Raw genomic sequence first — 25,263 nt, forward strand, 5'->3', positions numbered from 1 at the left:
TGGATGGCCTCTTTTTTAACATCAACACATCAGGCGTAGGGAAAGTTTCCTGATCCCGCTTTACCAGCTGGGAAGTTAGGTGGCCTGTGGTAGCTAGTGTCGAGCACTTGGCTATGATAAAGCATCTTTGGAGTCATCCACGGGAATGGATGCGATAGCTGTATGCCCGCCAAGCTCAATGCATGCGTTAATACCTCAGATAAAAGGGCCTTGCTTGGGCCATGCATATCGGATAAGTCCAACAGGCGATCAACTACCCATTGCCATGTCGCCTGATCAGTAACATCTATATTGGCACCTAACTTGAATGCTCTGAAAATAAACTCACTACAATAAATGCGATCATCATCGCCCAAGGTCTTGGTGTCAAACATATCGTAAGGTCTGCCCAGCATTAATTTGGCTTGTGCCTCGACCATTTGCTTCATTTCAAGTGACAGCTCCTGACCTGCATCTTTTGGTCTAGCGGCCCAGATATAGTTTCCCCTTGCGAGTTTCTGATTGCGCCAGGAACGCAAGCGCTCGATGCCTGCACCCGTCGGCCATGCAATCTCCTGGCTTAATTCAGCTGCATCATCATACGGATGCAAAGAAACACGGTAATGGCTAAAATCTGAGGCATTCGCCTCAATCACAAACACCTGCTGATCACGCCGTACAGCCATGGCAACATGACCAATATAATATGGTCCAAGATGCCCATCGAAATTTCCCAGGCTAAATTCATTGTCCGGGCCACCCAAACCAGCGCGAAATAACATGACCAATGGATTTTTCAGAAAATCATCCAACGTACTGTTTGCATCAAATCCAAAGATGTTAGAAAAATCCGGCAAGAAAGAACTGATGGCGTCTTTGACCTTAAAGGCCTCATGCAGTAATTTGTTTTCCGGCATGTCATATAAAGAATCGCCATAAAATTTTTCCAGCAAAAAGAATTGCTTTGTGTCCCCATCTCCAGCACCATCTACAGTCCAGATTCGCTCTTTCACATTCGCTAATATCTGTGATTCATCATTCAAACTCTTAAACTGGAGAAAATCAGCATTGAAAGATGGGGCCAAGGGAATTTTTGAGTCTGGTGTCCTGGGGAACAGAAGATCGCCGGTTTGCAGTTTATCTGGCGAGGGTGAGAGTTCATTTATACTTGAAAACATGGAACCTCCGATACATTAGTTTATTTCAACAAGCCTAATTTGTTTGCTTCATACACAGCTTCACTTTTGGAATGCACTGCCAATTTCACATAGATATTTTTAATGTGTGTATGCACGGTATGTATCGATACTTCATGCAAACGTGCCACCTCTGCATATTTAAATCCTCGCGAAATATAGTTCAGCACTTCCAGTTCACGTGGGGTCAATGCCCCGCCTGGAGGCACATCAACGGCAGGGGCGGGTTCTTTCCGGAATTTACGCAATACCAGCCGGGCAATCACCGGTGTCATAGGTGCACCACCAGAACTCAGCAACATGATCTGCTTTTCAATATCATCATCCATTGCATCCTTCAGTAAATACCCGGATGCACCCGCTTCAATACTGGCAAGCACATGTGATTCATCTTCAAACATACTGATCACCATAATGTCAGTTGCAGGATGCCGGATTGCACAGTACCGGATGACGTCAATACCGCTGATATCCGGCAAACCCAAATCACTGAGCAAGACATCCGCATGATGGTCTTTAAGCCAATTCAACATATCGTTGCCGCATACCGCTGCATAAACCAAACGCAAATATTCAGAAGCTGCAATTGACGCACAAAAACGTTCCCGCGTAGCCGCATCATCTTCCACCAGAGCAACGTCAATTTTTGATGTCAATTTATTCATATCAGAAAATTACTTTATTTCCCTGTAAAAGTCACTATCAAAAAATGGGAAAGCTATTCAAAAATAATGACACAGACTTGACTTCCGTCATGACGCAAAAAAGAACCTGTCGAAATTAATCCGGTACGGTGCATCCTAAGCTTTTCAGCAGCGCAACGCCCTCCCCATTTTTAGTGATTTTCCTTCCATAACTCAGCTTCTAATATTGGCAATACAGAAAGCAAAAATATCAACAATGTCGATGCAAGCAAGGCTGATGAATACGCAAGTTCAGACATGAAGATTTGGTTTCTGAAAATAAACTCCACAACGAAAGAAGGACTTATCATGCCTGCCAATACCAACATGGAAACCAAGTATTTTTTTGGATGGAAGCCAGATTTACCAGATATCCGGGATCGTAGCTATTCGGCATCATTCGAATTGCTCAACAATTTGCCGGCCGCAGTAGATTTGCGCCCACTTTGCCCACCTGTAGTATCTCAAGGCAATCTGGGCTCGTGCACGGCAAATGCCATTGCCAGCGCGCACTACTTTTGTCAACTGAGGGAAAAGCGAGAATTTGCTTTCCAGCCCTCGCGTTTATTTATTTATTACAACGGTCGCCTGCTGGAGGGAACACAAGGCTCAGATAGCGGTGAATACATCCGGGATGGATTTAAAACGATCGCCAATGAAGGTGTATGCCCAGAGACCAACTGGCCATATGACGTCAGTAAGTTTTCCCTCGCGCCAGACAAAGAATGCTATGACAAAGCAAAAAATTACCAGTCAATACAATACGAGCGACTGACACAATCACTAAGCCAATTCAAGGCTTGTCTTGCAGATCAATATCCCTTTGTGTTTGGATTCACTGCCTATGAAAGTTTGCGGAGTGAAGAAGTCAGAAAAACCGGCAAACTGAACCTGCCAAATGGCGGCGAGAAAACCATCGGTGGTCATGCCGTTATGGCTGTCGGCTATGACGATGCCACACAATGCTTCATTGCACAAAATTCGTGGGGCACCGACTGGGGAGACCAAGGCTATTTTTATATCCCTTACTCCTATGTCACGGACAGAAATCTGGCCGACGACATGTGGACTTTGCGCTTGGTGGAAGTTTGAAGCCCCTGCATTTACACAATAAAATCTTCCGGGAGAACATCATGTCAATTCCAAACTATAGCAAATACCTGGCCGGGGTATTTGTGATTTTGCTTTTACAAGCCTGCTCTATACCAATCAAAAAAATCGAAGCCCCGGCACCGATCGAAGCAATAACTAAAACCGGGTATACGTCGAAACAAAAAGAAACAGATATCACTGCTTATCAGAAAGCGATTGGAGAAAAAGACGCCTCAGCAGCAAAAACTATCCGTAATCGCATCGTCTTGAGTATACGCAGGGAAATCGAAGTCAATTACTCTGCATTTGAAAGAAGCATGTTTGAAAACCGTGCCCAGACAGAGGTTGGCGCAGACATACTTGAACTGGCCTTGTCCACTGCTGCCACATTGACCGGTGCCGAAAGGGCTCGTAAGAATCTGACCGCCTTGCTGACAGGCGTCAAAGGTTCAAGACTGTCAATCGACAAAAATTTCTTTGCAGATAAAACCTACGGTACGCTGGTGGCACAGATGCGGACATCTCGCGCCAACATCAGTGCTGACATCTATAAAAAACTGGCCCTTCTCAGCGTTGAAGAATATTCGCTGGAACAAGCAGAAATTGACCTGGTCAGCCTGTTTAATGCTGGAACGCTGCATGAGGCAGTTATTGCAGTAGCCAACAAGGCCGGTCAAGACGCGGTCAGCGCAGAAAAAAATGAAAAAGATAGTGCCAATCTGGTGCTTGATGCCACAGTGGATGACTTTAATCAAATCTACACATTGAGAAAAAAACTCAGAGAGATGTACTTGAATGGTGACATCGCTGGTGCGAAAAAAATATTGAAAGCACTGGACAGCAACATGCCTGCCAACATCAGCAATGACGATGTCTGGAAAAACCTTGATGCTGAATTGAAAAAAACCCAGTCGAACAAAGCCTATCTCAAAACATTGCTCGACGCATTTAATACAACCAAATAAGGAGACCATCATGGACGCACAAATCAGTGGAACAAAAACTTTACTGGCCCAGCAAACTGCCATCAATTTTTCTGAACAAGCCAACAACGTCAAGCTTTTTTCTTATCATGCTGGCAATGAGCCATTTAACAATGTGGTACTGCATGAAGTTTCGCTTGCTGAGGAAATTATCCCTCTGGAACTGGTCGAATTATCAGAAGATAAGACAATCAACAAACTTGTTGCAACATACAAAGAAAAAAACAAAAGCTTGTTGTTCTTCAACGCAATCTATGTTGAAGGTAACAAAAAAATGGTCGCAGGCTTTCGTTAAACTCAATAATCTGAGTTTGCAATGAGAATGGCACGCTGTCGCTTTTCACTCAAATGCGACAGCGTTCGTAAAGTCAAAATAAAGCCGCATCGGTTTCATGTTAAACTAGGCTCAACGCTAGGGGTCCTGGGAATAATCATTTCCGGGTGAGAGAGTCCCTTCTACCTGATCTGGATAATGCCAGCGAAGGGAAGCGCAAAGTCCCGGTCCCTCCTGCTTCTTTGTTTGCTCCCGCGCTGCCATCCACAACGCATTAAAAGCAAACCAAGAGCACATCATGTCTGACTTTACTGTACGCCCACACTTTTTACGTCCTACCATCATTGCCTGCGCTATCGCCCAGGCTTGCCTGCTGCTGTCATCTGCGCACGCCCAGAGCACTGCAGGAAATGAGAAATCCCTGCCAGAAGTGACCATCACTGGCAGCAAAGGCACAGAAAACAAGGTAGAGCGCAGCAAAGTCACAGGTTTTATTGATGCGGCACTGCTGGATACGCCTAACTCAGTCAATGCCTTCAGCACGGCACAGATGCAGGACCTGCGCATACGCCAGACCACGGATGCGATGAAATATGACGCCAGTGTCAATGATGCGTATAACGCCATTGGTTATGCCGAGCAATTCTCCATACGTGGTTTTGCCCTGGATAATTCCAGCAGCTACCGCAAAGACGGTTTTGCCATTCCTGGTGATGCTTCCATTCCTTTGGAAAATAAGGAGCGTGTAGAAATACTCAAGGGCATAGCAGGCTTTCAGGCTGGTTTTGGTACGCCAGGCGGCATCATTAATTATGTGACCAAACGCCCTGCCAGCTATGCAGTTCGCTCTGCCACATTTGAAATCAGTGAGCGTGGCACTGTATATGGCGCAGCGGATATCAGTGACAATTCCAGCGACAAGCAATTTGGCTTTCGCATCAATGCAGCGGGTGAACGCCTGCGCTCTTATGTCAAAGGAGCCGATGGTAACCGTCAGTTTGTTTCTGCCGCATTTGACTGGCACATCACACCACAAGCACTGCTGCAAATCGATGCCGACTACCAGCACAAATCGCAATTGTCAGTGCCAGGTTTTCAATTATTCAATGGCACGGATTTACCACGTGGTGTCCCTGCAGACCTGATGCTCAATGCTCAGCCATGGGCAAGACCGGTAGATACCCGCAACAGCAATCTTGGCCTGCGTTTTGAGTACCAGATCAATGCTGACTGGCGCGCAAGTGTCGCCGCCAACAAACATGAATTCAAACGCGACGACTACACGGCTTTCCCTTATGGCTGTGGCGCCGCCAATCTGTATCCAGGCTATTGCGCAAATGGCGACTATGATGTGTATGACTATCAAAGCGTGAATGAATCCAAATCACTGTGGGGCACACAAGCCCTGCTGAATGGCAAACTCAATCTGGCTGGCATGCAGCACGAGATGGCTGTTGGCCTCAGCAATTCACAGCGCAAAGATTATTTTGGTGATTATGTATATGACTATGCGGGCAGCAGTAATTTGTTCCGTCCTGTCAGCGTAATACCATCTGCAAATAAAACCGGCCCGGTTTTGCTGCGCCGTACTGACAAGGAATGGTCAGCATTTGTACAGGACATTATCAGTCTGCAAGACAACCTTAAATTGCATCTGGGTCTGCGTCATCTGAACATCTCGCGCACGCAACTTGATAATCCGGGCTACGACCAGAACAAATTCCTATCGACAGCTGCACTGGTATTCAAACCATTACAACAAGTTTCTGTGTATGGCAGTTTTGCCCAGGGGCTGGAACACGGCGGCATCGCGCCATTCGGCACCAGCAATGCCAGCCAGATGCTGAACCCAGGCAAATCCACGCAAATTGAATTTGGTGTGAAGGCCGATGTACAACGCGACCTGAGCCTGTCTGCAGCCATCTTCCGCATCAAGAAACCGCTGGAATATACCAATAGCAGCAATACCTATGTCAGCAATGGTGAAGCCCTGCATACTGGCCTGGAGCTCTCTGCCCAGGGCAAGCTGACATCGCAACTGAATCTGGGTGCAAGCATCACTGCACTGGATGCCAAACAGCAAAACACCGGCATCAGCAGCCTTGATGACAAGCGCGTCATGAATGTGCCACGCTTTAAATCGACAGTCTATGCAGATTATGTGATAGCTGAAGTCAAGGGTTTGAATGTGAATGCGAGCTGGCAATACGCCAGCAGCAAGGCCTTCAGCCCGGACAATAGCGTTACCGTGCCTGGCTATCACGTCGTCAATCTGGGGGCGCGCTATGCAACGCAAATCGGCAATACGGCCACTACCCTGCGCTTTAACATCGACAATGCACTTGACAAGTTTTACTGGCGTGATGTGACCCAATCATTGGGTGGTTATTTATTCCCAGGTGCGCCGCGCACTTATAAAGTATCAGCACAATTTGATTTCTGATACGGCATGATCCATTCAAAAAGCGATGTCAGCTTATCTGGCATCGCTTTTTTATTGCCCGCAGTACTGCCATTTAATACTTTTTAGTCTATACGTGGCATTAGATAGAGAATATGTCATCCTTATAGCTCGCATTCAGGCAAACCTATGAGTAAGGACATGATGAATACCCTCAAGTATATTTTTGTAATCGCAGGCAGCCTGCTCGCCAGTCTTGCAAGCGCAGATGAAGTATTGAAATGCCGTGCCAATTTCCCTGATTTTGGGAATGGCAAGCACCAGTTTGAAATACAGATAGACAAACTGGCAGACGGCAAGCTCGCAGGGAAAATTGACGGCAAGCCCGCCAATCAGGATATCAAGATGAAAGAGTACCTGATATCGCCTGCACTGGACTATGAGACAGATCCGTATTCAGCCGCCTTTGGCAAACTTAATGAAGCAGAGACCGCCCTCATTCATATCCATAAATTGCAACAAGACCCCTATGCCGGACAAAAACCGCTGGTTTCATTCCCATTAAAGGAAGTGAGCAAGGTGCATTATTACGATATGGTCGGGGGTGCAGGCAGTAAAGCCAACAAATTTGGTGGCACGATAATTTTCGAGGCCTATAACAAATCAGGCAAGCGCCTGGGTCGCGTGTTCAGGTCCATTATGGTGGCGGATTGCATTTGATTGCGTTTGATCGAATTTGCTTAGCTCTCCTTGCCAGGCACAATCGTGATGGCAGGGAGGGATTAGTAAGGTGCAGGAAAAATTACACGTTCGCCCGGACCAGAAAATCTATGCCTATCTCACGCCAGGCTTCAATTTCTTTTTGCAGCCAGTAAGCAACTGTGGGGTGGACACTGACCCAGTCGCGTTTCATTTCAAGCTCAACTCTGCCTTTCATTTTCAGGCGCACATCTTCAAAATCAATTTCAGCGCGTGAATGCATGAGCATCACTGCCAGACGCAGTGCCAGCACCGCCTTGGCAAAATCCTGGTCAGCCAGACCATCACCGACCTTGCGCAGATTGCCTTTCTGACTGAGGATAAGCTTGCTCATCACTCTTTGCTCACGCGTGGTAAAGCCCGCCATGTCGGCATTCTCTATCATGTAAGCGCCGTGCTTGTGATAACCGGTATGCGAAATCGCCATGCCGACTTCATGCAGGGTCGCACTCCATTGCAATAAGCGCACATAGGTATCGCCAGCAGGTTTCAATTGCAGATACAGGGACTTGACCATATCTGCGACGCGGTTCGCCCGCGACATATCAGTACGGAATAAATTCGCAAACGATTCGACGGCAACTTCACGGCGGTCGCGTCTGGTGGCGCGCAGGTACAAATCCCACATCACCCCCATGCGCAAACCGGCTTCTATCGGCTGCAAGACACTGATATTAAATTCTGTCATCAGGCCTATCAGTATGGCGAGCCCACCTACTACCATCGCGACTCGCTCAGGCTTGATGCCGCTCAACTCCAGCTGATCTATCTGCCCGCATTGCACGCAATATTGTTTGAGTGCATTCAGGCTCTTCAGGGTCAGGCTGCCATCACCGAGGCCACCTTTGCTGATGGCATCAGAAATCGCCCGCATGGTACCTGAGGAGCCGTAGGCCTTGCGCCAGTGTTGTGGCTGGTAAGGTGGTGCCGCATCTTCAAACATGGAGCGGGCCGACAGGATGGCAGCTTCAAATGCGGCATCCGTCAAACGTCCGTCAGGGAAGAAACTTGCACTATGCTTGACTGTACCTATGCTGAAGGATTCGACCTTCAAAATCTCATGCCCATGCCCGAGTATCACTTCAGTCGAGCCACCACCGATATCGAGGACCAGCCGACGTTCACCTGGCACTGCCACGGCATTCGATACACCGATATAGATCAGACGCCCTTCTTCTTCACCAGAAATTACCTCAATCGGGCAACCTATGGCAGCCTCTGCCAGCGGCAATAATTGCGCTGCGTTTTTTGCAATGCGTATGGTATTGGTAGCGACTACCCTGACGCTTTCTACCGGGTAGGCATTCAGAATTTCACGAAAGCGCGCCAGGCAATTAATCGCCTTCTGCATGGCCTCTGGCGTCAAGTTGCCATTTTTATCCAGGCCTGCTGCAAGACGTATAGGGTCGCGCGCGCTCTTGATGACTTTGATGACATCGCCTTCATGCCGGGCGATGTGCATGCGAAAACTGTTGGAACCTAGATCAACGGCGGCCAGCATGTTTTCTATCCTTTACTGAGTGTGAATATAACAATCAAAAAACGCACCGAAAAAACAGGTGAATTGCAGAATAAGCATAAATGATATTAATCATTTTTTATGACCATACAGTGACCTTGATAAACTGCGGTGGTCTGTGTGCCACAAAATGCTTAAGACTGGACAAAAAATCTTCTCTGCATGGCTTCCAGCCCTGTGGTTTTCAGCACTTCAGCCAAACGCTCTCCTGGCCGTTTGGCTGGCAAGCCCTTGTATTCTGCCACGATGAGTTCGTTTTTCATCGAATGTTCCCATCCTACCAGTTCCGTGACCCTAACCTGATATCCATGTGCTTCCAGTTGCAGGCAACGCAGTACATTGGTGATCTGGCTACCGAATTCGCGCGTGTGTATGGGGTGACGCCACATTTCTGACAATGGATTATTTTGTACCGCATCGCCCTTGGACTTGCGCAACTCTGCTGCGACCTCTGCCTGACAACAAGGTACCAGTACCATGAACTGTGCTTTTTTCTTTAGCGCAAACTGTATTGCATCATCTGTAGCGGTATCACAGGCATGTAAGGCCGTGACGATATCGATTTTTTCTGGCAGAGCCGATGAAGTAATCGAATCGGCAACAGATAAATTCAAAAAAGACATGCCAGGAAAATCCAGGCGCTGCGCCAGTTCGGTCGAGCGCTGCACCAGTTCATCACGCGTCTCTATGCCATAAATTCTGGCCTTGCTTTGTGCCTGCTCAGATTTGAAGAACAGGTCATACAGAATGAATCCCAGATAAGACTTGCCCGCACCATGATCCACCAGGCTGATATCGGCATGGTCTTGCTGCAATTTCTGCAATAGCGGCTCTATGAATTGGTACAGATGATAAACCTGCTTGAGCTTGCGGCGGCTATCCTGGTTCATCTTGCCATCACGCGTGAGGATGTGCAGTTCCTTGAGCAACTCCAGCGACTGGCCAGGGCGTATTTCATGCTTTTCCGACTTATCCGCAGGGGCGGTACTGGCAGTTTTCTTTTTCATGGCTTTCATTCATCGTGCACTAACATAAGGTCCAGCATGATAAGGCATAAGTACTTACCCGGCAAAAAAACAGGCTTTCGTCATACACAGTCGATGTCAAATCAGGTCGTAATTTACCTTAACAGTCTTTCAGAGAAATTTCCCCTTCAAAAGTATGGATGACACAGTCTGTGTCAATTACGCAATCATTAAAGGGCAAGCATGCATCATGGCAAACAATTAGGATAAATAATAGCCTATTAGCGATTTAAGCTTTGCCCGTCACCAGCAGGATGAATGACAGCAACACACATTACTCTGATCAATAAGCAAGGAGACCCTATGAGCACCATCGCCAAAAACGAAATTGAACCGACAGACCCATCCGATCTGAAACGCCGCAATTTGCTGCAACTGGCTGCGGGGCTTGCCGCATCAGCAACGGCAATAGAAACAACAGCGACCATATCATCTCCAGCCACTCCTGCTGCAACAGGCAAGCCCGGAGACTTTCACTTCTTGTCTGGCAACTGGAAAATCAAACACCGCCGCCTGAAAGACAAGGAATGGGATATTTTTGAAGGCGAAGCCAGCGTCATTGAAATACTTGGCGGCATCGCCAGCGTAGAAGAACTGCGCATACCCGCACGCGACTTTAGCGGCATGGGCCTGAGGCTGCTCGATACAGAACGAAAGTTATGGGCCGACTACTGGGTCAATGGAAAAAATGGCGTATTGACCCCACCACCATCCCTGGGCAGTTTTGTTAATGGCGTAGGCACCTGGGAATCAGAATACAAGGACGGAGAACAAGCCATACTGGTGCGTGGCGTCTGGGACCAGATCACCAGCAATTCCTGCCGCTGGTACCAGAGCATCTCACGCGACCAGGGACAAAGCTGGCAAGAGAACTGGGTCATGCACTGGCAGCGCGCCTGAAGCACTTATAATCAAAGGCTGCGGTGATTTAATGCGCGGCAGCCCTGGAAAATACATTCATGATAATCACACCAGCCATGATGAAGGCGATACCAATCAGGGCAGGCATATCCAGTTTTTGCCCAAACAAAAACCATCCTAAAAGAGTGACCAGCACGATGCCAACACCAGACCAGACTGCATAAGCCACACCCACAGGTATCACACGCAGAGTCAGCGACAGAAAATAAAACGCCAAACCATATCCCAGCACCACTAAAACTGATGGCCACAATCTGGTAAACCCCTCGCTCGCTTTCAATGATGAAGTAGCGATGGTTTCAGCAATGATGGCAATGCCTAGTAACAGCCATTTATTTATGATGCCAGCTCCTGACGTTGTTGCAGGTAAGTCGCCTGATTGAAATATCAGCGGCAATACTTAAACTCAATTTATTGAGGTATTGAGGTATTGAGGTTATGCCAAATGCAGAAAAGCAAAAAGCCAACCCCGTAAGGTTGGCTTTTTGCCATAAATCTTGGTAGGCCGTGCGGGATTCGAACCTGCGACCAACGGATTAAAAGTCCGCTGCTCTACCAGCTGAGCTAACGACCCAAAATTATTGCAATTGCTAAAAAATTTAAAGACTTAGTAACACGACCTAAGTCTTTGTAATTCGTGGTAGGCCGTGCGGGATTCGAACCTGCGACCAACGGATTAAAAGTCCGCTGCTCTACCAGCTGAGCTAACGACCCCCGAAAGACCAAAATTATAGTATGTTCCAGATACTCTGTCAACGGCGTTACAGGAATAAGAAAGGACAGGCCTGTCAGGCAGGCCTGATTTTCCTGTCCTGCTATAGGGAGGACAGTATGCAAGGCAAGAGATTCTGGCGTCGCCGTTCAGCAACGCCACTATGGGGCTGACTTACTTCAACCCCGCCAAACGATTTTTGGCTGCCTGCGCAGCTTCAGTGTCCGGGTATTTGGCCAGAACGCTTTCCAGCACTTTTTTGGCTGCAGGTTTTTCTTTGAGTTCGATATGGCAAGCGGCGATATTCAGCAAGGCATCGGGTACCTTGGGGTGGTCTGGGTAGCTTTTTACTACCAGTTGCATGTTAGCGATGGCGTTGCGGTAATCACGCTGCATGAAGTAAGCAAGACCCAGCCAGTACTGCACAGTTCCTGCATAAGCGGATTGTGGATAATTCATCAGGAAGTTGGATAAGGCAGGCGTTGCAGCCTTATAGTCACCAGCTTTAAACAGGGTGCCAGCAGCATCATAAGTACGCTGCTCATTAACATCGACAGTCGCGTCCTGGCCATCTACTGTCACACGTTTGGGTTCCAATTTACGAATACGATTGTCGAGATCGATGTAAAAATCCTGCTGGCGCTTTTGCGCATTGGTGAGATCATTGGTCAACACTTCGATCTGGCCGCGCAACTTGGATATTTCTGCGCGCAGCGCTTCATTTTCATTTGCCAGCTCCAGTGCAGTACCCTTGTCTGCCTTGGTTTCCAGTCTGGAATCAAGCCTGGCATTGACCGCATCCACTTTTGCCCGCAAATCCAGTATGGCTTTGCGCGCCTCATCATCGTCAAAAATACCGGCAGACGCCATAGTAGGCAAAAATGCGCAAGACAGCGCGGCAGCAAGAATGGTGGTGCGTATGGAATTAAGTTTCATGGCGATCTGAAAAAATGGATACGCACTGCAGCTTTACATCAAAGATGCAGTGCCAAATGCAAAGAAAGCCTCAAACGAGGCTTTCAAACACGAGATTACTTGTACAGAATATCGGAGCGGCGATTCTCTGCCCAGGAAGCTTCATCGCTACCTGTTGCCTTTGGTTTTTCCTTACCCAAAGAAACAGCTTCGATCTGCGCATCGGACACACCCAGCAAAGTCAGGGATTTACGTACGGCTTCTGCACGCTTTTGGCCCAATGCCAGATTGTATTCGCGACCACCGCGTTCATCCGTATTACCCTGGATCAGGATATTGCGGTTTTTGTTAGTGCCAAGGAACTTGGCATGTGCATCAACCACTGGTTTGAACTCTTCTTTTACAACATAGCTGTCATAGTCAAAATACACGCTACGCTTGGCCAATGCACCTTGCGTCAATGGATCAACAGTTGCAGTGACTTGTTTTACTGTATTTGTGTCTGTGCTGGACGCCGTTGTCGTAGTCGTAGATTTATCTTCGACTTTCTTGTCTTCCAGCGGAACTTTGGAAGCACAAGCTGTCATCAGAACAACGCTGGAAATCAAGATTGCCAGGGTTTTGGATTGGGATGTAGTACGCATTTTCTCTCCTGATTTAAAATAGATAAGCAATTAGTCAATACAGCTTATTTCATGAAAGGACCCCAGGTGGGCTCCCGAATATCTCCGGCCTGGACCGTCAATTTCTGCTTCACCTTGCCATCAATCGACACTACCGCGAGCGCGCCACGACGGCCAGACTCAGTTGCGTACATGATGTAGCGTCCATTTGGTGAAAAACTTGGTGACTCGTCCTTGGTAGTATCAGACAGTCTTAATTCCTGGCCGCTGGCCAAATCCAGTGCATACAACTGGAACTTGCCATCGCGACGTGAAATATAAGCCAAAGTCTTACCGTCAGGGGATATTCTTGGGGTGATATTGTATGAACCGGTAAAGGTCACGCGTTTTGGATCACCACCACTTGCACTCATTTTATAAATTTGTGGGCCGCCGCTGCGGTCGCTCAGGAAATAGATAGACTGACCATCGGCAGAAAATTGCGGCTCAGTATCAATCGATGAACTGGAGGTTAATTTTTGCAGATTACCGCCATTGGCATTTACCGTAAAAATCTGGGTCTGACCATCGCGCGACAAAGCCACTGCCAATTTGCTGCCATCATGAGACCATGCCGGTGCTGAATTATTACCCTTGAAATTGGCAACTTCTGTTCTTTCACCGGTGATCAGGTTTTGTACCAATATTACAGGCTTGCGCTTTTCAAAGGACACATAGGCAACCTTGGTGCCATCTGGCGACCATGCCGGAGAAATGATGGGTTCTGAAGAACGCAAGGCGATTTTGGTTCCATCACCATCAGCATCGGCCACTTCCAGGCGATATTCAGAACCAGCCTTTGTCACATAAGCGATGCGCGTAGAGAAAATACCGCGTACACCAGTCAATTTTTCGTAGATATCGTCAGCTATCCTGTGGGCTGTCAGGCGTATATTGTTTGGCGGCGCAGTGACCGAAAAACCAGACAGGGCATTCGATTTGACTGTGTCGAACAATTTATAACGCACGTCAAAGCGGCCATCTACCAGGCTTTGTACGCTGCCAACCACCAGCGCATCTGCGCCTTTGGATTTCCAGTCGCCAAAATTAACGACAGCGTTTTCATTCAAAACTGTGTTGGCATCGATGATCTTGAAATAGCCGCTGCGGTTCAAGTCATCCTTGATGATGCTGGTCACTTGCTGAGGCGTCAGGGCCTCGTCGGTAAATCCGGCAATTGCAATCGGTATCTGGTTGGAGCCAACGCCTGATATTTCTACCCTGATCTGGGCAGAGACAGGAGCGAACCCCGATAAATTGGCGACCGCTGCAATCACAGCCGTTACAGCTATTTTCTTCAACATAGACATCATTGGAGTTTATTCTTCCTTCATACGGTTAACCACCGTCACACTGGGTGGAACTTGACCAGTCTTGTCACGCGGGAATGGAGCTGATTTTTCTATGCCAGCAGCAACCGCATCATCAAACGCTGGAATTCCCGAGGATTTAACTTTGCGTATTGCACCACGTAGTGATCCATCTGGCAATAGGTTAATCGTGTATTCCACTGTAGGATTACCGGCCGTACTGTCAGTCCCAGTGTAACTTGTATTAGATTTGACCTTGGCTGCAATTTTTGCGCTATAGCTGGGGTCACCGCGGTTATTGCCCGTAGATTTTTCACTGTTACCAGAATTTCCGTTACCTGCATTAGCTAGCTGTTTTTTTATCCTTTCTCTTTCGTCATTTAGGAGTTTTTCGGATTTTTCTTTTTCTTTGGCCGCCAGCTTTTTCTTATCTGCTTCCTGAGTAAGTTTTTCATCCTTGCGCTTTTGTTCGGCAAGTTTTTCCTGCTGCTCTTCCTTGCGTTTTTTCTCAGCAAGTTCGCGTTGATGCTCTTCTTCTTTTTTCTTTTCGAGCAATTTACGCTTTTTTTCCTGCGCCAGGGCAATTTCAGGATCTTCCTGACGCACTTCTTCCTTGACCGGCACAGGCTCTTTCGGCTTTTCTTCTACGACAGGATCGGGAACCGGAACAGGCTTGGGGGCAGCTTCACGGGTGGTCATATCCCAGACCTCAGCCTCAACTGCGTTGCTTTCCTTATTTTGCCAGCGCACACCTATCCATAAAAAACTTAACAAAACGACATGCACAAGGGCGGCCAGCGCTATGGATCGCAATTGCCCCTTCTGATGCTGATGAAAATCCGGATGTACTTGCTTGGAAACCTGATTCATAGTCATTAAGACTTTATTTGCCCGACTTGGTTCCGGAAATGTTAACCATGTCAGTGACAAAAAATGCACATTAAAGTTGTAACAGCTGAAATTATAAACCGCAAAAGACTTTTTCCTCATAATTCGTACTGAACTACGATACCCATCGTCTTTGGCGTCTTTGGCGTCTTTGCATACGCCTTTATATATTAACGCATAAGAAAAAACCAATCCGTGTAAAATTTGTAAGTGATTTGCGTATGTGCTAAAACTCATTTCATCAGCAGCCTCAGGATGAATGTAAGGTGAGCTAGCCTGTCTATATTTTGCCGATCCCTGGCTTTGTGCGCTGACAATATCAAAAAAATAACATAAAATTATCGATTTAAACAAGCCGAGGACTATCATGTCGCACTTACCTACCCCAGGTGCTGTCATCTATGCCAAGAATCTGAGCAAGCTCAGCGGTTTTTACGAGCAAGTCCTGCGGCCGACCGCTACTCACGCAAATGACGACTATACGATTTTCGAGTTGCCTCATTTTCAGTTGGTTATTCATGCCATCCCGCCGCAAATTGCCAACACCTTCGAAATTTTGGTCCCGCCGCAGCTAAGGTCAGACACCGCGATCAAATTAATGCTGTCTGTTGCCAGCATCAGCAAAGCCAGGGATGTGGCCGCCAAGCTTGGTGGCAGGATAGATGCAGAGAACTACGAATGGGAATTCCAGCATTACCGCATCTGCGATGGCTACGATCCGGAAGGCAATGTTATCCAGCTCAGGGAGCATCTATCCAGATAAGCGTCATAAAAATCCTGAAAGTTTGCAAGCTAAATTGAAACTTTCAATCCCATCACATGTCCATCCTGCTACTAACAAATTAATTTGAGGATGTGGCAATGGACAAAGCGGGTAAACTCAGAAAGATCACGATTTCTTTGCACTGGATCACAGGCATCGTCATCATGGCTTTATGTGCCGTGGGCTTATATATGACGCGTGCCGAAGCCTGGGCTTTGTACCCGATCCACAAATCCGTGGGTGTGCTGGTTTTATTTGTTGCCCTGTTGCGCGTCTTCTGGCGTATTAAAAATGGTTGGCCGGCAGCGGCGGCAGACTACACGCAGCTTGAACAGCGCCTGGCAAAAATCATCAAATGGGTGTTGATCATTGCTACACTGGCCTTGCCGGTGACAGGCATGCTGTTTTCTGGTGCCAGCGGCCATGGCTTTGGCATCTTTGGTCTGGTCATCGTGCCAGCCCAACATATGCCAGGCAACCCGGACCAGGTATTGGCCTATAGCAAATTCTGGGCTGAGACTGGTGAAAGCTTGCACCAGGCCGCTGGCTACATCCTGATTGCAGCGATACTTTTGCATATAGTCGGCGCATTCAAACATCACTTCATAGACAGAGATGCTACCTTGATCCGCATGCTTGGCAAGTGATTGAGCGTTTAATGCAGCATCATTCCATGTTCAAGCTGAGGCAAGACTGACGGAGGTGAAGCGATCTGGCTTGCTTGCAGAGCTCTTGAAGAAAATATCATTGACCCCAACAAATGAAATTTAAAGACCTCGCGACAACGGATATCAACACCTTGCTGGATATGCTTCTGGACTTGGGGAAGAGCGATGGCATAGCCGAGATTCGCACAGATGCTGCAGCGCTTGAACTGGCCCTGTTTGGCAACCATCCAGCTATCTCTGCTAAATTTGCTATGGTGGATGAAGCTGTTGCGGGGTTTGTCATTTATTCCTGGAAATGGGGCACTTTTACTGGCGTGCGCGACATGTATATGCAAGCCATCTATGTGCAACCTGAATTCAGACGTCAAGGATTTGGGCTCAGCATCATGCAGCATCTCGCCGGTATTGCCGTCGATGCAGGATGCTCGAAAATAGAATGGCTGACCGTCAAGGATAAACAGATGAGTAAGGAATTTTACGATTCCATCGGCGCTGTGGAAGCCAGCCATATGATAGTACGCCGTGTACAGGGTGAGGCTCTGCGCAGGCTGGCTGGCTTGTGAACGAGATGGAATTTTCTGGCAATCCTTGGGGCAATCAAAAACCGGAGTTTACCTTTCTTTGCAGCAGGTAAGCCCCGGCTAAGACTTTATAAATGTCTGCTCACATGCATAAAATCACGTCAGCCGCTTCAAGCGTCGCAAGTACTGGCCTGGCGTACCTACATTCAGATAATCCTTGCCATCAAACACAAAGCTGCGCTTTTGCACTGTGCCGGTATAGGCACGCATGACGTCAGCAAATACGTTCATGACTATCGTGCCGCCCAGATGCGGGTGATTGGTATCCATCTCTACGGTATAGGTACCAAAATAAGCATACGGGCTGGCAGTGGCGAAGCTGTCTATCAGCAGGGAGTGTGGCACTTCCCAGGGCTTTTGCGGTGTCAGCCAGGATGATTGTGGCTGACCGCTGAAAGGGTCTGCTGGTATCGCTAGCGGCGGATTTTGCGAAATCATCAGACTGAAGTGGCCGCTCTTGTCATAGACCCAGTAACCTGCTGACGGATTACCCCAGGGGTAGGTTTTCTTGGTCGGGTCGCTGGGGTCGTCACCTATATCCCAGGCTTCGACCATTTCCCAGCTACCGATGAGGGTTTGTGCATTGAGGCTCATATGAAATTCCTTCTGCAAATTTAATCAACTGACTATTTTGGGTAACCTTCATTGATCCAGGTCTGGAACATCGCAACCTGTTCTTTGGTGAAAGGTGGATAAGGCGGTGGCGGCATGCCACCCTGTAACTGGCTCAATACCATGCTGGCATTGAGCCTGACATCATCATATTTGGTCAGGTCCAGCCGCCACATCATGGATGCGCGAAACTGATTGAACAGTGGCGCAATATCTTTTTCGAATGAAACCTGGCTCATGATGTCAGCTCCATATTATTGACAGGGATTTTCCAGACACAGCCGCTAGCGGCGCTTGCACGTATATCTTTTTTTTCAGTGAATTCAAAATCGCCAAAATCGACCACATACATGAATGCACCATCTGGCGAGAAAGCGACATCAATCGGCCGGTGCCAGGGCACAGACGCCAAAGCCGGCAAGGCATGCTTGCTCCAGTCTTTGGTATCTACACGCATAAGATTACGCCCTACTCTTGGCCCCGGCGGCCCGGTCATGGGACGTTCATCGCCAAATTGCGCGACGATGAGATCACCGGCATGGCGCAGCCCGGCAGGTATCTGCGCCATCTTGACTGCACAGGCATTGATATCGAAGGCAAGCAAGGGTTTTTCTGGCGCTGGTAGTTCTGCATGATTAGCCAGTACAAAATCTTGTCCTTCACCTTGCGGATTGCGATAGGCTGGCGCGTTGATGGGCAAGCCGCCAAGATAATCTGGCCAGCCATACCAGGCACCTGGCTTTACTTCAAACAGAAAGTCAGGACAATTCCAGACTGGCCGCACACCACGCACATCAGTGCCCTGCTCGGTCGCAATCAGCCTGCCATCCGGCAGAAATAACAAGCCAAAGGCATTACGTATGCCCCAGGCTACCAGTTCCAGGTCCGAACCATCCAGATTACAGCGCATGATGCTGGCGGTGCATGGCGTCTGGCCTTGCAAGCGGGTACCGCCTGTGTGGACTTGTCCAAAGCGGGCAAATGCACTGGTGGAAACCTGCTGACCTTCAGGGTCGGTGACTGTCGCCAGATGGTCACTAAGCGCAATGTCATAGCCAGGTATATCAGACGCATGTCTGGTTTCGCGCAACCACGCCAGGTCGTGTGAATCTGTGCCTATGATGCCGCTGTTGGTCATGGCCCCCTGGCCGAAATACATTTTATTGTCTGGCCCCACCGCCACCATATTGGTGTGGTAATTGCCAAAGCCAGGCAGATCATCCAGCAACACTGTCCAGGTGCTCGTTTGCAAATCAAGGCGGCTGATGCGGCCTGGGTAACCGCCTTCAGAAATGATGAGGCTGTTGTCATGCCAGACCAGACCATTCACTGGTTGGCGTAAATTATTCAATAATTCCTGGACGCTGCCACCTTCACTGACACTGAGTATGCGCCCGCCTTTGGCTGCACCATCAAATGGCAAACCCGTCTCAGCAATGTAAACCTGCCCGGCAGGGGAAACCGCCACACTGCTGGGAAAATTAAGATTGCGCACATAGGCCTGCATGGCCGTGCGCTCGCTCTGGTCTTTTGGCATGATGAACAGTCCGTCAGTCGTTATACATCATGCGTACAGCCAGAAAACACATATAGGCACCGGCCAGCAATTCCACGCGCCTGGGCAAAAAATTACGTATCCAGTTGGCGAAATACAGGCCAAAGCAAGCCATGCCTGCGCTGATGACACCGATGATAATGGCCGAAGTCATCACAGGTGCACTGGAAAAGCTGACACCTGCGCCAGCGACGACATTGTCAAGACTCAGCGCCAGAGGCAAGCCCAGCAAAAAGCCCGGATGATTGACGAATTGTGGCAAACCTCTGGCTTCACTCCGGTAAGCCAGCCACAAGATAATGAAGCCGCAAGCCAGCATCGCAAATGGCGCAATATGGGAGGCAAGCGGGCCCAGCATGCTGATCAGGCCACGCCCAAGCAACAGGCCCATTATTGCAGCACCCAGTTCACAGGCACAAAATGCGATTGCCAGCATATGCATGCGTTTGCGCTGCATGGGTAATAGCCCCAGCGAAGTGCTGGCCTGCAAATTGTCGAGCCCGGCGACAATACCAAACAAGATAACTTCAAGCATGTTGATTCTCCTGGTCTTTCAAACCATAGATACGCAATACCCCGCCCTGTTTGCCAAATACCAGCGCACCGGCCACCATATAATTGCCTGCCACTGCCGGCCCCAGGCAATAGCCATAGCCACCATTCATGCCACCGGTCTGGTCACCCAGATCATCCTTCCACAACATCTTGCCGCTGTATACATCAAAGGCATACACAGCCACTTTGGACGTGGAAAAAAACACCAGGTCATTGACGACAACAGGTGAACTCAAACCGGATTCGCCGGGCGTGCGATACATCGGTGGTTGCGACTCTATGTACAGACGCGGATCGCTGTCATCCATGGCCCAGGCATCTTCCAAAGTTTCCCAATCCAGGGCACGCATGAAAGGCGTAGTACGGTAATCGATACCAGCTTCAACATTATGATAATTATTGCCGCCCACACCGATGAACAGACGACCCAGAGCAGTGTGCACCGCTGCCGTGCTGTAGGTGCCAGAATAATTTTCCTGGTCTTCTTCATCTGACTCTTGATTTGGCACATAGGGATCCATGCGCTGGTCGTTGGGCGACACATGAGGATCGACCGTAGGTATCTGGGTGCCATCGTTATAGAAAGGCAGTAATTGCCGCCAGTTCAGCAATTCCAGCGTCGCTGCATCAAACCTGAAGAAGCCACCGTTCTTGCAACCAGCCGTGACAATACGGCGGCCATTGACCGTCATTAATGTTGGTGAACCACCAAAATCGACATCGACGTCAGTAGCACGATAACTGCTTTCTGCCGGTGGCTGGCTAAAGCCACGGAATTGACCACTGGATGCATCCAGCGACAATATACCGTTGGAAAAACCCTTGCTGGGCAAGGCACTGTCAGGCACAGGATTGCCGGTTGCGCAGTATAGGCGATCAAGCCGCTCATCGTAGGCAATCGACGACCACACCGATGCCCCGCGTATGGCAGGATTATTCGGGCCTATGGTGTACATCGCGGGCAAAGTGCCACTCACAGATTCTGGCGGCAAAACATTAGGCAGATTGGGTACGCCTTCTTCATACTGGCAGGTACAGTATATCCACTGCACCTGGCCAGTCTGGGCATCCATGGCATAGATAAAGCCAAAGCAGCCGGGGTTTTCACCCTCACCCATGCCAACAAAAACCAGGCCATTAGTGCCATCTGCAGCCGCTACCACCGGAGATGACCAGCCTGCTGCAGGAACACCTGCCGAGACATCGCCGAGATTGGATGTGGGTTGGTTGAAATCAGGATCAGCGTGGCGCAAATCCACGACCCAGTTCAAGCTCAGGTCTGTCGCATTCAGGCAATAGAACTTGCCATTGAAGGCACTGAAATAGACTTTATTGTCCCAGATAGCCGGTGTGCAACCCATGCCCATGAAGCCGTGTGTATCGCCTTCTGTCGGGTCTATCGGCCATTCATAATGCGCCACCGTCATGCCACTGGATAATTCTATTTTCATGAACTTGCCGCCATTCGCACCCGGCAATTCATGATTATTCGCCAGGCCTACATACAGATAACCATCAACGATGGCAGGCACGGACAAGACCGGGCCAGGGATGGCGATGTCGTGCAATAGCGTGAATTGATCAAGTGTGTCACGACTGATATCACTGCCCTGCACTTCACCCGTGTGCGCAGTATCGCCATGGAACATCCACCAGTTAGTTTGCGTCATTGCTGCTCTCCAGAATATCAGGCGGGAATATAATCAAATGTGGGTCCGGCAGTCTGACCAGGAACGACTTCCTGCGTCATCAGCAACTGTGCCTGTTCTCTGAGTGATTGCATGGACAGCAAGGCCAGTGCAAGATTGTCAGGCTGGCCGTTAAAGACATTGTGCAATTTGCGCAGCATGTCAGAGTAAGTGCTGTTGAAAGTCAGGTTCAAGTCGGTAATGCGCGGCTTGCCGGCATAGCTATGTCGGTTTGGATTACTGATGACTGGATAAATGCCGCCAGCATCAAACTCTATGCGGTGGCCTTCAAATACCCAGGTTGGCTGGCCAGGTTTTGGCGTAGGGTTGGCGATCAGTTTGCGGCCATGATAAATCTCTGCATATTTGTAGTAATGAGCGAGCTCATACTCAGGGTCAATGGGGCTGGTATCGCTGCCCTCGCCCTGCTCAACAATCATGTCTATCGCCGCCAGCGCCGTTGCCTCGTCATAGACACCCTTGTTTTGCAATTCCCTGAAGCCTGTCACCAATTGCTTTTCAGGCGGACCGATAAAGATATTACCCATCCTGGACAATTCGCAAATTTCTTTTTTGATGTGTGCATAGAACTCGCCTATGGTCACGCCATTTGCCGGAGGAGTTGTGCCATCCACGGTTTTCTCGGGCTCTTCTATGACCATGAAAACATCGAGTAGCAATTGCTTGGATAGTGCAGCCAGAGGGACAATCAAACTGTCCTCCACCGAACCTGGCAGATTACCGGGATAGTGAGGAATAAAGTGCTGATGATCAATTTTCGGATGCCCGCCTATGGCATTAAGGACATTGCAATCCAGCGACATGTGTAACATCTCTTGCTTGACGATGGATTTGATGAGATGGGCGATTTCCAGATTCTGGTCTGTCTTGATTGAATACAAGGCATACAGATAAGGCGGGATGGTCGAATGCTCCAGCTCTATGGCGGTCTGCAGGGCATGCTTGAGCAGCTTGAGCCTGTGATCAAAACTATTGTCACGGTGTTCAATTAACAGGTGCTTGAGGCGAATCATGAATTCTCCCGACGGGTAACAGTCCATTAACGCGATATGCCAGCTTGAAAATAATGAATACAAAAGGCATATTTAACATTTTTACTAGCTTATTTAACATCATCCATCATGATTGCAAATTACGCAAGTGATTATCTAAAAACAAATAAAATTTAACAATCCTGTCTCTTTCATGCGGGTACAAGCATTTAACCTGCTTATCTGCACCACACCTGAAAGCCCTTCTTTGCAACCCTTGCATAAGTCAATTTCGCAAAAAGTACTGGATCACAATACGTTTTGTGCATGCAGGCAGAGCCTGCGATTTTCCATTGGCATAGTTTTTTCATATTTGCGAGACTTCGCTCCGTGCTCTCCGCCGGGGAGTAGCAGCGCGGCGTAAATGCTGCGGGACTGTTTAGCTTTTATTGATTAAGGATCACCATGAAACACATATTTACACTGACAGCCATCGCTTTCTCCAGCTTGATGTCCATGTCATTTTCTGCACACGCACAAGACAAAACATCACAAGAACCTGAATCTACTACGGTGGTCGGTGCTGGTGTGTTCTACGCACCCGAGTATCTGGGCGCAAAGAAAAATCGCTTTGGCCCTGCTATTTACGGTGAATACCAAAACAAAAACGGTTTCTTTGCCAGCACCACGCGCGGCGTCGGTTTTGGTACGAAAGTAGATGATTTTTATTTCAGCGCAGCACTGGGTTACCGTGCAGGCCGTGAAGATTCACGCGACTCCAAATCCCTGTTCAGCTCAGATGACTTGAAAGGCATGGGCAATATCTCTGGTTCAGCAACAGTCAACCTGCATGCAGGTACCACATTTGGCCCTGGCATCAAGGCAAGTATCGATACCAACCTGGCGCTGTCACACAGGGAAAATGGCAATGCCTACAAATTTGGTCTGGCAGCACCTGTATTCCAGACAGCAACAGACAGGGTAGAAATTGCGGGTAACCTGACTTACAGCGATGCGAAATATAACCAGACTTATTTTGGCGTAACACCGACACAAAGCACCAACTCCGGTTATAAAACCTTTGCGCCTAAAGCAGGTTTCTCACAGGCGATGGCAACAGTTGCATGGACCCATTCAATCGATAAAAACTGGTCAGTACGCAGTGCTGCCGGTGTATCGCAAGTGATGGGCGATGCTGCTGACAGCCCACTGACGAAAAAGAAAACCAGCCCGATCTTGATGACTACTGTGAATTACGCATTCTGATTTTAACGATGCTTATATGAATAACTCGTATAGTTAAAATACAGATGACAGATGCGGCTTCAATTCGAACCCGCATCTTTTTTATTACGTAGTTTGCAAGCTGGTATGTGAACTTCTGGTTTTATTACGTAAATACGCATTTGCTGGCTCTGCTACATAACGTGCCACCAAACCAGCAATTACCGCGCTCAGCAACAGGAATAAAAACAGACAAGGCAAACGCATTTCATATGACAATGTCTTCTTGCTGACGACATTGCGCATAAGCGCCAGCACGATGATATGGAACAAATATAGCTCATAACTATGCCTGCCCATCCAGCCCAGCCATGTTAAACCCCTGCGACTTGCCCAGCCTTGCTCGGATGGTTGTAATGTCGCCATCAAAAAAGCGGCGCTGAAAAGTGAAATCAGCGTAAAACCTTCGATTTCGTGCCCGCCTATGCCACGCAAATAAACAGTCGCTAAAGCCACTATGGAAAACCAGCGCAAACAAATCGCGACAGTTTTGCTCAACTCGATTTTTTGTGCCAGCAATGCAGTCAGGCAGCCTATGGCAATCGCATCAAAACAGGCAAAATAGGCATACATGTATTCAATTTCATTTTTCAGATGCTGGCTGCGGTAGATCGGCGCATAAACTATCAGGCCCAAACAGAGCAATACAAATAAATTCTGCTTGCGCAAGGTGATGCACAGTAAAGGCAGGCAAAGATAAAACATTTCTTCGACAGACAGCGACCAGTAAATGTTGAGGCAATAATTAAAATAGCCCGCAGATTGCATGAGAACGTTATGCCAGAGCGTCAGCACTGAACCGGCAGCAATAAAGAAGTATGATGCCGGCAACTGTTTGCCATTATCTGCATTATCAAAATTCGGCACGCCCAGAACGCCGAGCGTGACAATGATCAGCAATGCCAATAGCAGCGGCGGCATGATACGTGCAATCCGCAGCAGATAAAATTCACGCCAGTTAATTTTTGCCCAGCTACCCCAGCGTTTGATAGAGTTGGAGGTAATCAGATAACCGGAAATGGTGAAGAAGATAGTGACACCATAATTGCCATTCAAGACGATGGCGCGCAATAATTCTGGTCTGAGCAAACTACCCAGAGGACTATCTTTCAGACCCAAGCCCAGGGAGAAATGCAAAAGCAAGACCAACAAAATTGCCAGTCCCCGTAAGAAATCAATCCCTGCATTTCTACTACTTATATTTTCCTGCATGGGCAAGCATCCTTAAATTAGTGAATACAAAAAA

General features: G+C 48.4%; 26 protein-coding genes, 2 tRNA genes and 1 riboswitch. Of the genes, 10 read left to right on the forward strand and 18 right to left on the reverse strand.

Annotated elements, in window-relative coordinates:
• Nucleotides 1–29: 29 nt before the first annotated feature.
• The gene (locus ACO0LL_RS08385; protein WP_422950409.1) at nt 30–1,157 is read right to left on the reverse strand and encodes a YiiX/YebB-like N1pC/P60 family cysteine hydrolase; all 1,128 of its coding nucleotides are present in this window, start codon (nt 1,155–1,157) and stop codon (nt 30–32) included.
• A 20-nt stretch (nt 1,158–1,177) separates the two neighbouring features.
• Nucleotides 1,178–1,840 (reverse strand): response regulator, encoded by a 663-nt coding sequence (locus ACO0LL_RS08390; protein WP_422950410.1) that lies wholly within the window; start codon nt 1,838–1,840, stop codon nt 1,178–1,180.
• A gap of 327 nt (nt 1,841–2,167) precedes the next feature.
• Here ACO0LL_RS08390 and ACO0LL_RS08395 point away from each other — a divergent pair, with 327 nt between their 5' ends.
• The 5 genes from ACO0LL_RS08395 (at nt 2,168) to ACO0LL_RS08415 (ending at nt 7,328) form a co-directional block, all read left to right on the forward strand.
• On the forward strand, nt 2,168–2,950 hold the full coding sequence (locus ACO0LL_RS08395) for a C1 family peptidase (protein ID WP_422950411.1): 783 nt from the start codon (nt 2,168–2,170) through the stop codon (nt 2,948–2,950).
• Nucleotides 2,951–2,991: 41 nt separating this feature from the next.
• Nucleotides 2,992–3,915, forward strand: a complete 924-nt coding sequence (locus ACO0LL_RS08400; RefSeq protein WP_422950412.1) for a hypothetical protein — start codon at nt 2,992–2,994, stop codon at nt 3,913–3,915.
• Nucleotides 3,916–3,925: 10 nt separating this feature from the next.
• Nucleotides 3,926–4,228, forward strand: coding sequence for a hypothetical protein (locus ACO0LL_RS08405; RefSeq protein WP_422950413.1), 303 nt, complete (start codon nt 3,926–3,928; stop codon nt 4,226–4,228).
• Between the two features lie 109 nt (nt 4,229–4,337).
• Nucleotides 4,338–4,437, forward strand: a riboswitch (TPP riboswitch).
• Between the two features lie 68 nt (nt 4,438–4,505).
• Nucleotides 4,506–6,650, forward strand: coding sequence for a TonB-dependent siderophore receptor (locus ACO0LL_RS08410; protein ID WP_422950414.1), 2,145 nt, complete (start codon nt 4,506–4,508; stop codon nt 6,648–6,650).
• Nucleotides 6,651–6,812: 162 nt separating this feature from the next.
• Complete coding sequence (locus ACO0LL_RS08415; RefSeq protein ID WP_422950415.1) at nt 6,813–7,328, forward strand: hypothetical protein; 516 nt, start codon at nt 6,813–6,815, stop codon at nt 7,326–7,328.
• An 82-nt stretch (nt 7,329–7,410) separates the two neighbouring features.
• On the opposite strand, the gene ACO0LL_RS08420 is transcribed toward ACO0LL_RS08415, so the two are convergent.
• The gene (locus ACO0LL_RS08420) at nt 7,411–8,868 is read right to left on the reverse strand and encodes a Ppx/GppA family phosphatase (RefSeq protein WP_422950416.1); all 1,458 of its coding nucleotides are present in this window, start codon (nt 8,866–8,868) and stop codon (nt 7,411–7,413) included.
• Between the two features lie 152 nt (nt 8,869–9,020).
• Nucleotides 9,021–9,893 (reverse strand): class I SAM-dependent methyltransferase, encoded by an 873-nt coding sequence (locus tag ACO0LL_RS08425; RefSeq protein ID WP_422950417.1) that lies wholly within the window; start codon nt 9,891–9,893, stop codon nt 9,021–9,023.
• A 321-nt stretch (nt 9,894–10,214) separates the two neighbouring features.
• Here ACO0LL_RS08425 and ACO0LL_RS08430 point away from each other — a divergent pair, with 321 nt between their 5' ends.
• The gene (locus tag ACO0LL_RS08430) at nt 10,215–10,811 is read left to right on the forward strand and encodes a hypothetical protein (protein WP_422950418.1); all 597 of its coding nucleotides are present in this window, start codon (nt 10,215–10,217) and stop codon (nt 10,809–10,811) included.
• 28 nt (nt 10,812–10,839) lie between these two features.
• On the opposite strand, the gene ACO0LL_RS08435 is transcribed toward ACO0LL_RS08430, so the two are convergent.
• The 7 genes from ACO0LL_RS08435 to ACO0LL_RS08465 all read right to left on the reverse strand — a co-directional run bounded on the left by ACO0LL_RS08435 (nt 10,840) and on the right by ACO0LL_RS08465 (nt 15,688).
• Entirely contained in the window at nt 10,840–11,172 is a 333-nt protein-coding gene (locus ACO0LL_RS08435; RefSeq protein ID WP_422950645.1) for an SMR family transporter, read from the reverse strand.
• A 158-nt stretch (nt 11,173–11,330) separates the two neighbouring features.
• Nucleotides 11,331–11,406 (reverse strand) — tRNA-Lys (locus ACO0LL_RS08440).
• 64 nt (nt 11,407–11,470) lie between these two features.
• Nucleotides 11,471–11,546 (reverse strand) — tRNA-Lys (locus ACO0LL_RS08445).
• A 172-nt stretch (nt 11,547–11,718) separates the two neighbouring features.
• Nucleotides 11,719–12,480 (reverse strand): tol-pal system protein YbgF, encoded by a 762-nt coding sequence (ybgF, locus tag ACO0LL_RS08450; RefSeq protein WP_422950419.1) that lies wholly within the window; start codon nt 12,478–12,480, stop codon nt 11,719–11,721.
• A 95-nt stretch (nt 12,481–12,575) separates the two neighbouring features.
• Entirely contained in the window at nt 12,576–13,103 is a 528-nt protein-coding gene (gene pal / locus ACO0LL_RS08455) for a peptidoglycan-associated lipoprotein Pal (RefSeq protein WP_422950420.1), read from the reverse strand.
• A 44-nt stretch (nt 13,104–13,147) separates the two neighbouring features.
• Nucleotides 13,148–14,425, reverse strand: coding sequence for a Tol-Pal system beta propeller repeat protein TolB (gene tolB, locus ACO0LL_RS08460; RefSeq protein ID WP_422950421.1), 1,278 nt, complete (start codon nt 14,423–14,425; stop codon nt 13,148–13,150).
• A 15-nt stretch (nt 14,426–14,440) separates the two neighbouring features.
• The gene (locus ACO0LL_RS08465; protein ID WP_422950422.1) at nt 14,441–15,688 is read right to left on the reverse strand and encodes a TonB C-terminal domain-containing protein; all 1,248 of its coding nucleotides are present in this window, start codon (nt 15,686–15,688) and stop codon (nt 14,441–14,443) included.
• Here ACO0LL_RS08465 and ACO0LL_RS08470 point away from each other — a divergent pair.
• The 3 genes from ACO0LL_RS08470 (at nt 15,687) to ACO0LL_RS08480 (ending at nt 17,313) form a co-directional block, all read left to right on the forward strand.
• Complete coding sequence (locus ACO0LL_RS08470) at nt 15,687–16,082, forward strand: hypothetical protein (RefSeq protein WP_422950423.1); 396 nt, start codon at nt 15,687–15,689, stop codon at nt 16,080–16,082. The genes ACO0LL_RS08465 and ACO0LL_RS08470 overlap by 2 nt on opposite strands.
• A 98-nt stretch (nt 16,083–16,180) precedes the next feature.
• Nucleotides 16,181–16,729 carry a cytochrome b gene (locus tag ACO0LL_RS08475; protein WP_422950424.1) on the forward strand — a complete coding sequence of 183 codons (549 nt, stop codon included), beginning with the start codon at nt 16,181–16,183 and terminating at the stop codon, nt 16,727–16,729.
• Nucleotides 16,730–16,842: 113 nt separating this feature from the next.
• Nucleotides 16,843–17,313 carry a GNAT family N-acetyltransferase gene (locus ACO0LL_RS08480; protein WP_422950425.1) on the forward strand — a complete coding sequence of 157 codons (471 nt, stop codon included), beginning with the start codon at nt 16,843–16,845 and terminating at the stop codon, nt 17,311–17,313.
• A gap of 114 nt (nt 17,314–17,427) precedes the next feature.
• Here ACO0LL_RS08480 and ACO0LL_RS08485 read toward each other — a convergent pair whose 3' ends face one another.
• The 6 genes from ACO0LL_RS08485 to ACO0LL_RS08510 are packed head-to-tail and all read right to left on the reverse strand — an operon-like array spanning nt 17,428 to nt 22,775.
• Complete coding sequence (locus ACO0LL_RS08485) at nt 17,428–17,925, reverse strand: lipocalin-like domain-containing protein (protein ID WP_422950426.1); 498 nt, start codon at nt 17,923–17,925, stop codon at nt 17,428–17,430.
• Between the two features lie 32 nt (nt 17,926–17,957).
• Nucleotides 17,958–18,182: a hypothetical protein gene (locus ACO0LL_RS08490; RefSeq protein ID WP_422950427.1), complete on the reverse strand. Its 225-nt coding sequence runs from the start codon at nt 18,180–18,182 to the stop codon at nt 17,958–17,960.
• Entirely contained in the window at nt 18,179–19,480 is a 1,302-nt protein-coding gene (locus ACO0LL_RS08495; RefSeq protein ID WP_422950428.1) for a PQQ-dependent sugar dehydrogenase, read from the reverse strand. Before ACO0LL_RS08495 ends, ACO0LL_RS08490 begins: the two co-directional genes overlap by 4 nt.
• A 13-nt stretch (nt 19,481–19,493) precedes the next feature.
• A complete protein-coding gene (locus ACO0LL_RS08500) occupies nt 19,494–20,033 on the reverse strand; it encodes a manganese efflux pump MntP family protein (RefSeq protein ID WP_422950429.1) in 540 nt (179 codons plus the stop codon).
• Nucleotides 20,026–21,723, reverse strand: coding sequence for a PQQ-binding-like beta-propeller repeat protein (locus ACO0LL_RS08505; protein WP_422950430.1), 1,698 nt, complete (start codon nt 21,721–21,723; stop codon nt 20,026–20,028). The genes ACO0LL_RS08500 and ACO0LL_RS08505 overlap by 8 nt, the downstream gene beginning before the upstream one ends.
• Before the next feature lie 17 nt (nt 21,724–21,740).
• Nucleotides 21,741–22,775 carry a ferritin-like domain-containing protein gene (locus tag ACO0LL_RS08510; RefSeq protein ID WP_422950431.1) on the reverse strand — a complete coding sequence of 345 codons (1,035 nt, stop codon included), beginning with the start codon at nt 22,773–22,775 and terminating at the stop codon, nt 21,741–21,743.
• A 423-nt stretch (nt 22,776–23,198) separates the two neighbouring features.
• Here ACO0LL_RS08510 and ACO0LL_RS08515 point away from each other — a divergent pair, with 423 nt between their 5' ends.
• The gene (locus ACO0LL_RS08515; RefSeq protein ID WP_422950432.1) at nt 23,199–23,999 is read left to right on the forward strand and encodes a MipA/OmpV family protein; all 801 of its coding nucleotides are present in this window, start codon (nt 23,199–23,201) and stop codon (nt 23,997–23,999) included.
• Nucleotides 24,000–24,083: 84 nt separating this feature from the next.
• On the opposite strand, the gene ACO0LL_RS08520 is transcribed toward ACO0LL_RS08515, so the two are convergent.
• A complete protein-coding gene (locus ACO0LL_RS08520) occupies nt 24,084–25,229 on the reverse strand; it encodes an acyltransferase family protein (RefSeq protein WP_422950433.1) in 1,146 nt (381 codons plus the stop codon).
• Nucleotides 25,230–25,263 lie beyond the last annotated feature (34 nt).

The organism is Undibacterium sp. TC4M20W (assembly GCF_049340245.1).
Lineage (GTDB): Bacteria > Pseudomonadota > Gammaproteobacteria > Burkholderiales > Burkholderiaceae_D > Undibacterium.